The 14,836-nt window shown below is 64.3% G+C and carries 12 protein-coding genes; 6 read left to right on the top strand and 6 right to left on the bottom strand.

All coding sequences use genetic code 11. The annotated features are described in order from the left end of the window. Nucleotides 1-35: 35 nt before the first annotated feature. Entirely contained in the window at nucleotides 36-2,057 is a 2,022-nt protein-coding gene (locus ACQY7X_RS13540) for an ATP-binding protein (protein ID WP_428245920.1), read from the bottom strand. Between the two features lie 218 nt (nucleotides 2,058-2,275). Here ACQY7X_RS13540 and ACQY7X_RS13535 point away from each other — a divergent pair, with 218 nt between their 5' ends. From ACQY7X_RS13535 to ACQY7X_RS13525, 3 genes are read left to right on the top strand one after another with little or no spacing between them, the layout of a single operon-like run. Beyond that, nucleotides 2,276-3,421, top strand: a complete 1,146-nt coding sequence (locus ACQY7X_RS13535; RefSeq protein WP_428245918.1) for an efflux RND transporter periplasmic adaptor subunit — start codon at nucleotides 2,276-2,278, stop codon at nucleotides 3,419-3,421. Next, the gene (locus ACQY7X_RS13530) at nucleotides 3,418-5,400 is read left to right on the top strand and encodes a MacB family efflux pump subunit (protein ID WP_428245916.1); all 1,983 of its coding nucleotides are present in this window, start codon (nucleotides 3,418-3,420) and stop codon (nucleotides 5,398-5,400) included. The genes ACQY7X_RS13535 and ACQY7X_RS13530 overlap by 4 nt, the downstream gene beginning before the upstream one ends. Before the next feature lie 5 nt (nucleotides 5,401-5,405). Further along, nucleotides 5,406-6,827 carry an efflux transporter outer membrane subunit gene (locus ACQY7X_RS13525; protein WP_428245914.1) on the top strand — a complete coding sequence of 474 codons (1,422 nt, stop codon included), beginning with the start codon at nucleotides 5,406-5,408 and terminating at the stop codon, nucleotides 6,825-6,827. Here ACQY7X_RS13525 and ACQY7X_RS13520 read toward each other — a convergent pair. Beyond that, complete coding sequence (locus ACQY7X_RS13520; RefSeq protein ID WP_428245912.1) at nucleotides 6,794-7,492, bottom strand: glutathione S-transferase family protein; 699 nt, start codon at nucleotides 7,490-7,492, stop codon at nucleotides 6,794-6,796. The two genes, ACQY7X_RS13525 and ACQY7X_RS13520, sit on opposite strands and share 34 nt — an antisense overlap. 87 nt (nucleotides 7,493-7,579) lie before the next feature. Here ACQY7X_RS13520 and ACQY7X_RS13515 point away from each other — a divergent pair, with 87 nt between their 5' ends. Then, complete coding sequence (locus ACQY7X_RS13515; protein WP_428245910.1) at nucleotides 7,580-8,197, top strand: TetR family transcriptional regulator; 618 nt, start codon at nucleotides 7,580-7,582, stop codon at nucleotides 8,195-8,197. Here the strand turns inward: ACQY7X_RS13515 and ACQY7X_RS13510 are convergent. Continuing rightward, on the bottom strand, nucleotides 8,145-8,903 hold the full coding sequence (locus ACQY7X_RS13510; RefSeq protein ID WP_428245908.1) for a sulfite exporter TauE/SafE family protein: 759 nt from the start codon (nucleotides 8,901-8,903) through the stop codon (nucleotides 8,145-8,147). The two genes, ACQY7X_RS13515 and ACQY7X_RS13510, sit on opposite strands and share 53 nt — an antisense overlap. Nucleotides 8,904-8,999: 96 nt before the next feature. Here ACQY7X_RS13510 and ACQY7X_RS13505 point away from each other — a divergent pair, with 96 nt between their 5' ends. After that, nucleotides 9,000-10,412, top strand: coding sequence for a class II fumarate hydratase (locus ACQY7X_RS13505; RefSeq protein ID WP_428245906.1), 1,413 nt, complete (start codon nucleotides 9,000-9,002; stop codon nucleotides 10,410-10,412). A 52-nt stretch (nucleotides 10,413-10,464) separates the two neighbouring features. Here the strand turns inward: ACQY7X_RS13505 and ACQY7X_RS13500 are convergent, their stop codons facing one another. Genes ACQY7X_RS13500 through ACQY7X_RS13490 form a run of 3 tightly spaced genes read right to left on the bottom strand, consistent with a single transcriptional unit; the run spans nucleotide 10,465 to nucleotide 14,323 of the window. Further along, nucleotides 10,465-11,736 carry a molybdopterin molybdotransferase MoeA gene (locus tag ACQY7X_RS13500; protein ID WP_428245904.1) on the bottom strand — a complete coding sequence of 424 codons (1,272 nt, stop codon included), beginning with the start codon at nucleotides 11,734-11,736 and terminating at the stop codon, nucleotides 10,465-10,467. Beyond that, nucleotides 11,720-12,247, bottom strand: coding sequence for a molybdopterin-guanine dinucleotide biosynthesis protein B (mobB, locus tag ACQY7X_RS13495; RefSeq protein ID WP_428245902.1), 528 nt, complete (start codon nucleotides 12,245-12,247; stop codon nucleotides 11,720-11,722). Before mobB ends, ACQY7X_RS13500 begins: the two co-directional genes overlap by 17 nt. A 24-nt stretch (nucleotides 12,248-12,271) precedes the next feature. After that, nucleotides 12,272-14,323 (bottom strand): 4Fe-4S binding protein, encoded by a 2,052-nt coding sequence (locus ACQY7X_RS13490; protein ID WP_428245900.1) that lies wholly within the window; start codon nucleotides 14,321-14,323, stop codon nucleotides 12,272-12,274. Between the two features lie 94 nt (nucleotides 14,324-14,417). Here ACQY7X_RS13490 and ACQY7X_RS13485 point away from each other — a divergent pair, with 94 nt between their 5' ends. Next, a complete protein-coding gene (locus ACQY7X_RS13485; RefSeq protein ID WP_428250061.1) occupies nucleotides 14,418-14,822 on the top strand; it encodes a c-type cytochrome in 405 nt (134 codons plus the stop codon). Nucleotides 14,823-14,836: the final 14 nt, after the last annotated feature.

Below are 14,836 nucleotides of genomic sequence, written 5' to 3'. Positions count from 1 at the left end.
AGGATAGCCGCAGGTGGCGGCGCGAGGAAGACGGATCAGCGCACGGCGCTGGAGTGTTTCAGCTTGTCGGCCAGGGCGCCGAGCGCTTTTGCGGCCGCCGGGCTGAGATCACTGCTTCGGCTGGGCGGTGCCGCCCGGGCTACCGCCGCCGGGCGCCGATGCAGGGCATGATCCATGGTTTCGATCAGCAGCGGCAGGTCGATCGGCTTGGTGATGTAGCCGTCCATGCCGGCGGCTAGGCAGCGTTCACGGTCACCGGCCAGGGCATTGGCGGTGATGGCAACGATCGGCACCGAGGCATAAGGTTCCGCCATGGCGCGAATGGCGCGGCTGGCCGCCATGCCGTCCATTTCCGGCATCTGCATGTCCATCAGCACCATGTCGAAATGATCCTGACGCAGCCGCGCGCAGGCTTCCAGGCCATTGGCGACGAGTGCCACGTCGTGACCGAGTTCGCGCAGCATGGTGCTGAGGATAAGCTGGTTGGTCGGATTATCTTCCGCCACCAGGATACGCAGGCTATCGTCATGCCGTTGCGCTTCCACCAGCGGCAGGGGCTGCGGCTGCACGGGCGCGGTGCCGATGCGCAGCGGCAGGCACAGGCGGAATACGCTGCCCTTGCCCGGGGTGCTGTCGACGATGATCTCGCCCTGCATCAGCGTTGCCAGCTGTCCGCAGATTGCCAACCCCAGCCCGGTACCGCCATAGCGCCGGGTGATCGAGCGGTCGCCTTGGGTGAAATGCTTGAACAGCAGCGGCCGGACTTCCGGTGCGATGCCAATGCCGGAATCCGCCACCGCGATCTGTAATTGTGCCGCAGCGGGGTCATGGCCGACAAACAGCCGCACCCAGCCCTGTTCGGTGAACTTGATCGCATTGCCCAGCAGATTGAACAGAATCTGGCGCAGACGACCGGGATCGCCGCGCAGCATGGCAGGCAGGTCCGACGCCACCTGGCAATTCAGCTGCAGGCCCTTCTCGGCAGCACGGCTACGCAACGAGGCAACCAGACCCTCGACCAGCCGGCGCAGATCGAAATCCACGTCCTCCAGCTCGACGCGCCCGGCCTCCAGCTTGGAGAAATCCAGGATGTCGTTCAGCAGATGTAGCAGATGTTCGGCGGAGCCGCGCGCGGTATCCAGCAGATCGCGGTCACGCGGCGCCAGGGTAACACGGTCGAGCAGGCCGATGGCACCCAGCACGCCATTCAGCGGCGTGCGGATCTCATGGCTCATCACTGCCAGGAATTCCGACTTGGCCGTGGCCTCGGCTTCGGCACGGCCGCGCTCGGCCAGCAGGCGATGCGCCTCGGTCATATCGGTCCACACCGCCGTGAGGCCGCCATCGCGGGTCGGCGTCATTTCAAACTGCACCACGCGGCCACCCCGCATGTTGACCAGCAACGGCTGATACGGGCCCGGATCTGCCGGCCAGGACCGGGCGGCAAGCTGGCGCAGAAGATCACGGTCCTCGCAGGCTTCGGCTTCGGTGGAGAGATGCCGCAGATGGTCGGCAAAACCGGAATCAGGGCGGAAGCGGCTGATCAGCGACGGGAAGAAGCTGCTGGCGCGGTTATTGGCAAAACGGAAACGGCCATCCTGATCGTAGCAAAGCAAAGCCTGCTGCAAGGTGGAAAGCGCCTCGATCACCGAGCTTTCACTATGCAGCACCTCTGCGGTGACATCGGCCCAGGTCTTGATCAGGCCGCCATCACTGAAGCGGTTGACCTGGGAACGCACCCAGCGGCCATCCAGCTTCTGGAAATCGAGCGGCCCGTTCTGGGTACGATGACGCACCACGGCAGTGGCGATCATCTCATCAAGCTGCTGCGCGGTAGTGGCATGGCCGTGATTGGTAGTAAAATAGTGGCGCAGATTCTCGGTGTAGGACCAGCCGGCATGCACTATGCCGATATGCTCGGGGAAGAACCGCAGATAAGTCTGATTCCACAGCTGTAGCCGTTCGGCAGCATCGATATAGCAAGCAGCGATGCCGTGGGTATCGAGCTGGGCTAGGATAAGGCCTGTGGCCTGCGGATCGTACGCGGATTGCGACATGCCTAAGCGTAGGCGGCCTGGGGATTGGAAAGCCAATTACTAATCGCTAAGACCGTGAATGCATGGAATTGCAACCTCCATGGTAGGTACTTGTTCTACCTCTCCCCGTCATGTTCTGTTACACGAAAAGCCTCGCTGCAGCCGTAGGATTGGGTACGGCTAGGCGTGGTAAACTGTGATGCTCAACCGCCTCCCCAGTCAGCTTGTGTAGAATGTCCATGCCTCGCACCGTCAAATACCTTGCCACCCTGGCTCTGCTGGCCGCCGCTGCCGGCGGTGGCTGGTGGTATTGGCAGGCCCGCGCGAATACCGCCGCGCCGCCTCGTACCCAGACCGTGGCGCTCGGCATGGTGGAGGACACCGTCTCGGCAGTGGGAACCCTGCAACCGTTGAACTATGTCGATGTCGGCACCCAGGTTTCCGGCCAGTTGCGCCAGATCATGGTGGATTTCGGCGCCCGGGTGGAAAAAGGCCAGCAACTGGCTCAGATCGACCCGACGGTCTATGAGGCCCGGGTCAGCGCCGACCAGGCGCAGTTGCTGAATCTCAAAGCCCAGATCGCCGAAAAAAGTGTGCAGCAGAAGCTGGCGCAGAAACAGTTCGAGCGTCAGCGCCGCCTGCTGGCCGATCGCGCCACCAGCGAGGACAGCTTCGACACGGCAGAGGCCAACTTCAAGGCGGTGACGGCGCAGATCGACGCCCTGAACGCCCAGGTGCAGCAGACCGAGTCGACCCTGAAAGGCGACCTCGCCAATCTGAGCTACACCAAGATCTACGCGCCAATGACCGGCACAGTGATCGACGTGACCGCGCGCCAGGGCCAGACCCTGAATGCCAACCAGCAGGCGCCGATCATCCTGCGTATCGCCGATCTGGATACGATGACGGTGCAGACCCAGGTATCGGAAGCCGATGTCTCGCGCCTGAAACTCGGCATGCCGGCCTATTTCACCACACTGGGCCAACCCAACCGCCGCCGCACCGGCACTCTGCGCCAGATTCTGCCCACCCCGCAGGTGGTGAACAACGTGGTGCTCTATTCAGCCCTGTTCGACGTGCCCAACCCAGACCAGGACCTGCTGCCGCAGATGAGCGCGCAGGTATTCTTCATCGTGTCCCATGCCGAGAATGTGCCGGTTGTGCCGCTGGCCGCCCTGCGCCAGATGCCGGGCAGCCGCAACCGCTACACCGCGCGGGTAATGGAAAACGGCCAGGCCGTGGAGCGCAGTGTCGAGATCGGTGCCAACAACCGGGTGATGACGGAAATCCGCACCGGCCTGAAGCCCGGCGATGAACTGGTGCTGGACCAGCCGCGCGGCCAGGGCGGCCCCGGCGGTAATTTCGCCCGGACGCCGCGCCTATGACCGCCCAACTCCCGCTGCAACGCCCGGCGGCGGCGGGTACCGCCGATACGCCGCTGATCTCGCTGCAAGGCATCACCAAGAGCTTCAGCCGTGGCGATATCAGCGTCGAGGTGCTGCATGGCATTTCGCTGGATATCTATCCCGGCGAATTCGTCGCCATCATGGGTGCCTCGGGTTCCGGCAAATCAACCTTGATGAACCTGATCGGCCTGCTCGACCGCCCGACCTCCGGCAGCTACCGCTTCGAGGACCGCGAGGTTTCAGCCCTGGATGCCGATGGCCGCGCCTTGCTGCGCCGTGAGGCCTTCGGCTTCATCTTCCAGCAATACAATCTGCTGCCATCCGCCACGGCCACCGCCAATGTGGAACTGCCGGCGATCTATGCCGGCCTGGGCCGCGAAGCGCGCCATGACCGTGCCGTGGAACTGCTTTCCGGCCTTGGCCTTGCCGAACGGCTGGACCACAAGCCGACGCAGCTTTCCGGCGGCCAGCAGCAGCGCGTCTCCATTGCCCGCGCCCTGATGAATGGCGGCCCGGTGATTCTCGCCGACGAGCCGACCGGTGCACTCGATTCCAAGAGCGGCGCCGAGGTGATGAAACTGCTGCGCGAGCTGAACCAGCGCGGCCATACCATCCTGCTGATCACCCATGATGCCGAGGTGGCACGCCAGGCCCGCCGCGTGGTGGAAATCCGCGATGGCGATATCGTCTCCGACACCCGGCTGGATGACGCCGAAAGCCCCGCCGACCTGCCACGCCACACAGCGGGCAACCGCAAGGCACCGACCACCAGCCTGCTGGAAGCCAGCCGCATGGCATTGCAGGCCCTGCACAGCAACCTGCTGCGCACCCTGCTGACCCTGCTCGGCATCATCATCGGCGTTGCCTCCGTGGTGGCGATGCTGGCAATCGGCGACGGCGCCCGGCAATCGGTGCTCGACCGCATTTCCGCCATGGGCACCAATCTGCTGCTGATCCGCCCCGGCGCCCCGAACATGCGCCAGTCCGGCGGCATCACCGCCACGCTGGTGGCGGAAGATGCCGATGCCATCGCCGCACTCGCCAATGTGAACGTGGCGGTGGGCGAATATAACGGCCAGGTCACCCTGCGCTTCGGCAGCAATGATTATCTCACCCAGGCCAATGCCGTCGGCTCCGGCTTCACCCAGGCGCGCGACTGGAAACTCTCATCCGGCGTATTCTTCAGCGATGACGATGTGAAGAACTTCGCCCCCGTCGCCGTAGTTGGTCAGACCGTGGTGAAGGCGCTGTTCGATGCCGGCGCCGACCCGCTGGGCAAATATGTGCTGGTCAACAACATCCCCTTCCTGGTGATCGGCGTGCTGGACGCCAAGGGCGCCTCGCCTTTCGGTACCGACCTCGACGACACCATTCTGGTGCCGCTTTCCACCGGCATGCTGCGGCTGTTCGGCCAGCGTTATGTGCGCACCATCACCGTGCAGGTGAAGGATGTGGCACGCATCGACGAGACCCAGGAGGCAATCCGCCAGGCACTGATCGGCCGCCACCGTGCCGAGGATTTCCAGATCCGCAACATGGCAGCTATCCTGCAGACCGCTACCGAGACGCAGAACACGCTGACCCTGCTGCTCGGCTCCATCGCCATCATCTCACTGATCGTCGGCGGCATCGGCGTGATGAATATCATGCTGGTGAGCGTGACCGAACGCACCCGCGAAATCGGTGTACGCATGGCGACCGGCGCGCGGCGCCTGGATATCCTGCTGCAATTCAATACCGAGGCGCTGGCGATCTGCACCCTTGGCGGCATCATCGGCGTCATGCTCGGCCTCGGCGCCACGGCGATTTTCGAGGCTTTCGGCAAGCCGGTGATCTATTCCACCGGCCCGGTGCTGCTGGCCTTCGGCTGCGCCTTCCTCACCGGCCTCACCTTCGGCTACCTGCCCGCGCGCAAGGCCGCCGGCCTCGATCCTGTCGTCGCGCTCGCTTCGGAATGACCCAGATGACCATGCTTTCCCGCCGTGCCCCAATGGCCGCGCTGCTCGCTGCTTCCCTGGCGCTTACCGGCTGCGATATCGGCGAAGTATTTGTGAAACCGCAGACTGCCGCGCCTGTTGCCTGGGATGCCGGCAATGCCGGCATGGGGCTTTGGCCCGACACTACATGGTGGCGCGATTTCGGCAGCAATGAACTTGACGGCCTGATGACCGCCGCTGAAGCCGGCAACCGCGACCTTGGCGCGGCACTGGCCCGCATCCGCCAGGCCGAGGCTTCGGCCAAGATCGCCGGCGCCGCCTTGTTGCCGACGCTGGGCGCCGATGGAGGCGTCAGCCGGTCGTGGTCGCCTGCTTCCTCCACCTCTTCCAGCAGCACCCAGCGCGCTTCATCAGGCCGTATCGTGCGCAACAACTTCGATGCCGGCCTCACCGCCGGCTACCAGGTCGATCTGTTCGGCGGCAACCGCGCCGCCAGCGATGCCGCCCTGGCCCGGCTGCAATCCAGCCGCTACGACCGCGAAACGGTGATGCTGACCCTGCATGCCGATCTCGCCGCCAGCTATTTCCAGTTGCTGTCCCTGCGCGACCGCATCCGCCTGGCGGAAGATACGCTGCAGAATGCCCAGGATGTGCTGAATGTGCTGGAACGCCAGCGCCAGCTCGGCTCGGCTTCGGACCTGGAAGTGGCGCAGCAGCGCAACAGCGTTGCCAGCCAGCGCGCCACCATTCCGGTGCTGCGCCAGAGCGAGCGCGAGACCTTGACCGCCCTGGCTCTGTTGCTTGGCCGCGCGCCGCAGGGCTTCAGCGTCACCGCGCAGTCGCTCGACGATCTGCGCTTGCCAGCGGTAAAGGCCGGCCTGCCCTCTGCATTGCTGGCGCGGCGCCCCGATATCCGCAAAGCCGAAACCGACCTGCTGGCCGCCAACCGCGACATTGCCGTGGCCCAGGCGGCAAGGCTGCCGAGCCTGGACCTGACCGCTTCCGGCGGTTTGCAAAGCTCAGCCCTGCATACCCTGCTGCAGCCGCAGAGCGCGCTTTATTCTATTGCCGCATCGATCACCGCGCCGCTGTTCCAGGGTGGCCGACTGGAAGGCCAGGAAGAACTGAACCGTGCCCGCTTTGCTGAACTGGCCGAGACCTACGGCAAGGCTGCCGTCACCGCTTTCGGCGATGTGGAAGATGCCCTGACCGGTACTGCCAATGCGGCCCAGCGCCAGGGCTATGCGCGCGAAGCCTATGACCAGGCGCGTGAAGCCTACCGCATCGTAGAAGCCCGCTACCGCGCCGGCACCGTGCCGTTCCTGAATCTGCTGGATGCGCAGCGCACCGTGTTCCAGGCCAACGATGCCCTGGCGCAGGCGATGCTGGCGCGCTTCACCGCCCTGGTCGATCTCTACAAAGCCCTGGGCGGGGGCTGGAGCGAGTGAAGAAAAGCCGGGAGCTTGCGCCCCTGGCCTGAGAGATAGGTAACCATCGGTGCCGCTACCTGGCGCACGCTGGGCCGCTTCAGCATCCGTTCCCGCCAAGCTATCAGCCGGGCATGCCGCCCTTCCAGCGGTGCCCCCATGCGCTCACCGAACAATTGCGCCATGAAGAACGCGATATCGGCATAACCGAAAACACCGGTCAGATAATCCTGGCCGGCGATCTGGTTTTCCATCGCATCGTAAAACACCGTCGCCGCCTGCCGCGCCGTGATAGCTGCCGGGTCTTCCGGCGTCTGTTGCAACCCCATCAGCCGGATGATGTGCGGAAAGTAGATTTCATCGGAGCGGTGCTCCAGTAGCCGCGCCCTTGCCCGCTGTTGCACATCATTCGGCCAAAGCGGCGGTTCCGGCGCGATGTCCTCCAGATACTCGAATATCTGCGTCGAGTCGAAAATCTCCAGGTCACCATGGATCAGCACCGGCACCTGCGCCTTCGGATTGATACGCAGCACATCCGGGTGCTTGGGTTCATAGAGCCGCGTCATATCGAAAGGCACCATTACCAGGTCAAGCGCCAGCCCCTTCTCGGCCGCGGCGATCTGCGCCTTCGCGCCATACATGCTCAACGGCCCGGAATAGAGCCGGATCGGCGCCATCGCCGCCATGATTTGCCTCCCAGAGATTAAACAGGATGATCATCCTGTTTAATACAGACCAGTTGTCCGGTTTTGTCAAACAGCTAAAGTATTGCCATGGGCAAACGTACCAACGACCCCGAAGGCCTGCGCCGCCGCCTGCTCGATACCGCTGACCGGCTGTTCCAGGCGCAGGGCTATCATGGCACCAGCATCCACGACCTGATACGCGAGGCCGGCGTCACCGGCGGCGCGCTGCATCATCATTTCGCCAGTAAAAAGCTGCTCGGCCTGGCGGTGATCCGGGAGCGCGTTGCGCATGCCGTGCGCGAAACCTGGCTGGCACCGCTGCAGCAGGCAGAGAGCGGCGAAAGCGCGGTGCAGATGGTGCTGGCCGCGATCTGCCGCGGACTGGACGAACGCGGTCGCGTGCAAGGCTGCCCGCTGAATAATCTGGCGCTGGAACTGGCACTTGCGGATGACGATTTCCGCGCTGCGCTCGATGCGATCTTCACGGAATGGCGTGAGGGACTGACAGCCAGGCTGCGTCAGGATGGCCTGCGCAGGATGGAGGCCGAGGCCCGGGCCGGTTTCATTATCGCCGCTTATTCCGGCGCAATCGCCATGGCCAAGACGGCACAGAGCGCGGCGCCGCTGAAAAACTGCGCCCGGATGCTGTCGGCTAGATCAATGCCTTCAGCACCAGATAGCCGCCGAGCAGCAGCAGGCCGCTGAAGAACCAGCGCCGGAAGGCCGCTGCCGAAATGCGGTTGCGCAGCGCCTGGCCAACCAGCATGCCGCCCAAAGCCGGCGCCAGCGCCAGCAGCGACGAGCCGGCAATCTCGGTAGCGAACAGGCCATTGCCGAATAATGCCAGTGCCAGCGCAACGGTCGAGACCAGGAAGGACAGGCCGAGTGCCTGCACCAGGTCGTCCTTTTCCAGCTTCAAGGCTTGCAGATACGGCACGGCGGGAATGACGAAAACACCGGTGAGGATGGTGACCACGCCGGTGGCGAAACCGACCAGCGGCCCCATCCAGGCTTCCTGATCAGACTTGAGCGGCCATTGCTTCGCCGCCAGGCCGAGGCCGGCATAGGCTGCTAGAGCTACACCGAGCAGGGCCGTGGCCCAGGCATAGGCACCGAGCGGAAAGAACTGCGCCCCGGCCAGGGTGCCGAGCAGCACGCCCAGCATCATCGGCCAGAGCCGCGCTGCTAAGGCCCGCACACTGGGGCCGGCAAGCAATTGCCACACATTGGTGACCAGATTCGGCACCACCAGCAGGGCCGCCGCTTCCACCGGCGCCATGATCAGGCCCAGCAGCCCGACCGAGATGGTGGGCAACCCCAGGCCGATCACGCCTTTGACGAAACCCGCCAGTAATAGCACCAAGGCAGCGAAAATCAGCAGAGCCGGTGATTCGATGGCAAAAAGCGACATCGGCAACAATTCCACGTTAGTATGAGGCAACCAGCGCAATGTAGCAGAGGATGCGGCACGATGCTTCGTTCCGCGTCGAAGCATTCGAGGAATAACATGACAGAGCTTCACGAAACGGCGGGGACCCGCCAGGAACGCGATGCCTTCGGCAGTGTTGCCGTACCCGCCGACAAATACTGGGGTGCCCAGACCCAGCGCGCATTGCAGCTTTTCCGCATCGGCGATGAGAAGCTGCCGCCGGCCCTGGTGCATGCCATCGGGCTGCAGAAGCTGGCCGCCGCGCGCGCCAATGCCCGGCTCGGCGAATTGCCGGCCGAGCTTGTGGCGCCGATCGAGCAGGCGGCACGCGAGGTCTGGGAAGGCAAATTCGACGCGCATTTCCCGCTGCCGGTCTGGCAGATCGGCTCCGGCACCGCCACCAACATGAATGCCAACGAGGTGATCGCCAACCGCGCCAACGAATTGCTCGGCCAGCCGCTGGCAACCAAGAAGCCGGTGCATCCGAACGACCACGTCAATCGTGGCCAATCGTCGAACGATACATTTCCCACTGTGATGCATATTGTCACCGTGCTGGAACTGGTGGGGCGGTTGAAACCCGCCCTCGCCAGCCTCCAGGGCCAACTCAGCCTCAAGGCCAGGGCCTGGGCGGATATCGTGAAGATCGCCCGCACCCATCTGCAGGATGCGACACCGATGACTTTGGGCCAGGGTTTCGGCGCCATGGCGAGGCAGATCGAACTCGGTCAGGCCCGCCTTGATGATGCCCTGCCCCGGCTTTTTGCCTTGGCCCAGGGCGGCACGGCGGTCGGCACCGGGTTGAATGCCAAGGCGGGCTTCGACCTGGCCTTCGCCGAGGAACTGGCGGCTTTAAGCGGTCAACCTTTCCGCGCCAACCCCGACAAGTTCGAAGGCATGGGCGCCCATGATGCCCTGGTGGAAGCCAGCGGCATGCTCAATACGCTCGCTGTCTCCCTGGCCAAGATCGCCAACGACATCCGCTTCCTCGGCTCCGGCCCGCGTGCCGGCCTGGCCGAATTGCTGTTGCCGCATGACGGCCTCACCTCCTCGATCATGCCGGGCAAGCGCAACCCGACGCTGGCGGAAGCAACGCTCCAGGTCTGCTATCAGGTGATGGGCAACCATGTTGCCGTGACCCATGCCGCCGCCGCCGGGCATTTCGAACTGAATGTCGCCAAGCCGGTGATCGTGCACAACATCCTGCGCTCCATCGCGCTGCTCGCCGATGCCGCCAAGCTGTTCGGCGACGACATGGTGGCCGGCATCGAGCCGAATACAGCAACGCTCAGCCGCAATGTCGAACATTCCATCATGCTCGCCACGGCGCTCAATCCACATCTCGGCTATGACCGCGTGGCGCAGATCGTCAATAAATCCTTCGCCGAGAATATCAGTCCGAAACAGGCGGCCATCGCGCTCGGATTTCTCAGTGCGGAAGACTACGATCGCCTGGCCGATCCGCGCAGCATGATCGGGCCAAGGCCGTAGTCAGGATTCCGAGGGGCAGCAGGAATTTCTTCTGCCGCATCATCTGCGCGGCCTAGAGGCCGAGGGATTCGTAGGGGTAGAAGCGCGCAGGCGTTCCTGGCTCCAGGCGCAGCAGGTCCTCTGGCAACTCTATCAGGCCATCGGTGCGGGTCAGCGAGGTGATCACCCCGGCACCATCGACGGGGTATTTCTCCGCCCGCCAGCCGCCCCGGCCATCATCGCGCAACGACACGCGCACCCATTCGCGGCGGTCGGCTTTCTTCTTGTAGGAAAAGCCGGCCGCGACCGGAAAGCTGCGCGGTTGCAGCGGCACAGCGCCGTTCAGAAGCTGTAGCAGTGGCCGGGCGAAAAAGCAGAAGGTGAGCATTGCCGCCACCGGATTGCCGGGCAGGCCGAAGAACGGCACGCCATTCACAAGACCGAGTGCCACCGGCCGGCCCGGCTTGATCGCCAGACGCCAGAAATCCAGCCGGCCCTGCATCTCGATGGCGGCCTTCACATGATCCTCATCGCCGGTGGAGACACCGCCTGAGGTAATCACCGCATCATGCCTGCGCGCGGCTTCAGCAAAGACCTTGGCGAGATGATCGCGCTTGTCGGGTTGGATGCCCAGATCGCTGACCGCGCAGCCGGCAGCCGTGAGCAGGGCAGCCAGCAGCGGCCGGTTGGCATCGTAGATGCCGCCATCAGGCAGTGTACTGCCGGGCTGGTGCACTTCATCGCCGGTGGAGATCAGCGCGACGCGCAGCGGCCTGCGCACCCGCAGCGCGTCATGGCCGCCGGCAGCAGCCAGCGCCAGTGCCGGCGCCGTCAGGATGCGGCCGGCCGGCAGCACGGTTTGGCCGGCTTTCAGGTCTTCACCCGCAAGGCGCCGGTTCGCGCCGCGCTTGATGCCCGGCTTGATGAGCACGCTATCGCCATCGCGTGTGCAATCTTCCTGCATCATCACGGTATCGGGGTGGCTGCCTGCCTCACCCAGCGGCATCACCGCGCCGGTCAGCACGCGGATTGCGGTGCCACGCGGCTGCGGCTGGGAATAAGGATGGCCGGCAGCAGCGCGGCCGATCACCGGCAGCCGCGTCTCACCATCACGCGACAGATCATCATGGTAGACGGCATAGCCATCCACGGCAGAATTGTCGCGCGGCGGCACGGCCACTTTTGCCACCAGCGGCTCGGCCAGAATCCTGCCGTGACACTGCGCCAGCGCCAGAGTCTCAATGGAAGCAATCGGGACCAGGCGCCGCGAAAGTTCGGCCAGGGCGGCATCCAGCCGCGTCAGCGCCCCGCCATGAGCAAAGCAATCGTCACTCAGCTGCGCCACGGCGCGCCTCGCGTTTGCCGCCCGCCAACCAGGCAAGTATGAAATCAGCCACCTGCTGCGGCTGGTTGGCATCAAGCTGGGGTACCGGCAGCCCCGGTATCGCCGCATCGCTGGCCACGGCGATGACGGTAGGGTCCTCCGCCTGCAACATCGGCTTGCCGACGGAAGCCCGCCAGACCTCGATCTTGGCATGGCCGGATTTCTTGAAGCCCTCCACCAGCACCAGATCGACCGGGCTGAGGCGGGCGAGCAATTCTTCCAGCGTCGGCTCGGCGGTGCCGCGCAGCTCATGCATGATGGCATAGCGTTTCGCCGAGCTGATCAGCACTTCCGATGCACCGGCCTCACGGTGGCGGTAGGAATCCTTGCCCGGCTTATCGACATCGAATTCATGATGCGCATGCTTGATGGTGGAAACCTTCACGCCGCGCGCGGTCAGCAGCGGGATCAGTTGCGCCAGCAAGGTAGTCTTGCCCGCACCGCTCCAGCCGGAAATGCCCAGCACTTTCATAGCGGGACTTTCATAGCGGCGCCTTCACGACGGTTTTTTCCCGTCAGCTGCCGCCTGCTGTGCCAATGCGCGCTCGGCCAGATAATCCTCGGTGGTGCGCACATCGGGGCGCGGCGCGCCGGCATAGGGATCGATCTTGTTTTCGCTCTGCACGATGACGCGGCAATCGGCGCACATGCGCATGCGATCAGCAATGGCGCTGCCCTGGCCATACATCCAATGCTTGCCTTCCAGCTTGGCGATCACCTTTTCAATCGAGGATTTCGTACCAAAAGGCTTGGCGCAGCGGATGCAATGGAAAGGTTCCTCTTCCTTTATCACGCGCGCCTGCGCCGAGCTGCTGGTGAAATTCACCCGTGGCTCCAGCGCGATCACCTTTTCCGGGCAGGTATTCTTGCACAGGCCGCATTGCACGCAGGCATCTTCGGTGAAAAGCAGGCGCGGCCGTTCCGGATCATCGCTAAGCGCACCGGTGGGGCAGGAAGAAACGCAGGCCAGGCACAGGGTGCAATTCTCGGCATCAACCCGCAGATTCCCGAAGGGGGCGCCGGGCGGCAGCACCACGGCATCCACCGGCTGCGGCGCAACGGCATGCAGATGGCGGAATGCCAGCCGCGACAGGTCGCGATTGCGGCCCATCGGCAAATAGCTGGCGCCACCCGGCCCCTCGCGCAGCGGCAGCGCGGCCAGTACGCTGCCCAGCTTGTCGGGATCGTCGGTCTCGATCAGGCCGACGCGCCCGCCCTCAAAACCCAGGCCGACCAGCACGCTTTCGGCCAAGGCCATCTGCTGGCCCAGCCCGGCAATGTCGTCGCTTCGCTTGGCCGGAGCCAGCATGCGCAGATCAGCCGCGCCATAGGAGAAGGCGGAAGCAAAGAACGCGACATTGCACTCACCCAGCGCATTCACCGCGAAAGGCAGTACACGCGCCGGCAAGCCATCGCCGAAGCGCGCCAGGGCATCGATCAGCGGCGCGCCATGCTTGGCATCATGCAGCAGAACCACGGCCTGGCGCCCGCCGGCCTCGCGATAGGCCAGCAGCAGTGCGCGCAGTTGCTCGACCAGGCTGGCCGGCGGCGGCAGCCGGTACTCGGCAGCACCCGTGGGGCAGACAGCGCCGCAATTGCCGCAGCCGCCGCAGATATAGGGATCGATGGCAACCTTGTCGCCCGCCGGCGTGATCGCCCCGGTGGGACAGACATCGAGGCAGCGCGTGCAGCCGGTTTTCTTCGAACGGGAATGGGCGCAGATATCGGCATGATAGGCCACATAGATCGGCTTCTCGAAACTGCCGGTCAGGTCGGCGGCCTCGAACAGCGCCTTCTGCACGGCAGCGGGATCCTTCGGATCGGGCCGGAAATAGCCATCGCGCTTTTCATGTGCCGGAAACAGCGGCGTGCCGCCGGTCAGGTCGATAATGATATCGCAGGTGGAACTGGCGCCGTTGCGTGGTGCCCCGAAAGCCAGATGCCGGCGCGAGGACGGCACAGGCAGGGCATAATCATCAATCACCAGCTCGAAGGCGCCGAGATGGCCACGCGCACCGGCGATGCGGCCCTGCACGATCGGCAGGTCCATCAGGGCAGGCGCCGGCACATCCTTCGGCCGATCAAGCATGATGGTGACATCAAGCCGGTCGCTGAGCTGGCGCGCGGCGGCAATCGCCTGCTCATCGCGGCCATAGATCAGCGCCACCCCCTCGGACTTCATCGTCACGGCCGGCAGCACCGGCACGGCTACAGCAGCGGCGGCGATCAGCGCCGCCAGCTTCGGCGTGGCGGCGGCGGCTTCCGATGACCAGCCGGCAGTTTCGCGGATATTGACGTAAGCGACCGGCGTGGCACTGCCGAGTGCCTCGCGCTGCTCATCAAATAACGGGCTTTCCTGGGTGCAAGCCACCATCAACGGTTCGCCGGCCTTCAGGGCGGTCTGGAAACGCCCGATCTCGGCACGGCAGAGCTGGGTGGCAATCTCGGCGGCGGCATTGCTGCCACAGGCCTTTGCCAGCGCCTTGCCATCCAGCGGCATGGTACCTTCGCAGTTGCACACCAGAAGGCGTTTTCCATCCAGCCGCATGACCCGTTTTCCACCCGACAATCTGGTAATCTATGCTTCTCGACTATAGTATTGATGATACAGGAAAACCAGTCGGAGGTCGGGTTTGCGCATTGTGATTGGGATGCTGATTCCGGCCATTTTCGCGCTCTTTTCAGGCCTGTCCGGCACGGCACTGGCGCAAGCTGCGAATACCGATCAACTGGAGCCGCCAAGCCTGGAACGGGGTGCGGAATTGTGGGGCAAGTGCCGCGCCTGCCACACGCTGGAGGCACAGGGGCGCAATCTCGTCGGGCCGCGCCTGCATGGCGTCTTCGGCCGCAAGGCCGGCGGCGTGGCGGATTACCGTTATTCCGAGGCGATGAAAAAATCCAACGTGGTCTGGACCGAGCAGACCATGGACGCCTATCTGGCAGCCACGCAGGACTTCATGCCGGGTAACAAGATGTATGGCGGGCTGGCCATTGCGCAGGACCGGGTTGATCTGATCGCCTGGCTGAAACAGGCCACCGCCAAGTGAGTCCGCCCCTTCCA

Source organism: Ferrovibrio sp. (genome assembly GCF_965278975.1).
In the GTDB taxonomy this organism is placed as follows: Bacteria; Pseudomonadota; Alphaproteobacteria; order Ferrovibrionales; family Ferrovibrionaceae; genus Ferrovibrio.
The sequence above is the reverse complement of the archived record's forward strand: the minus strand, read 5'-3'. Positions and strand labels throughout refer to the sequence as shown.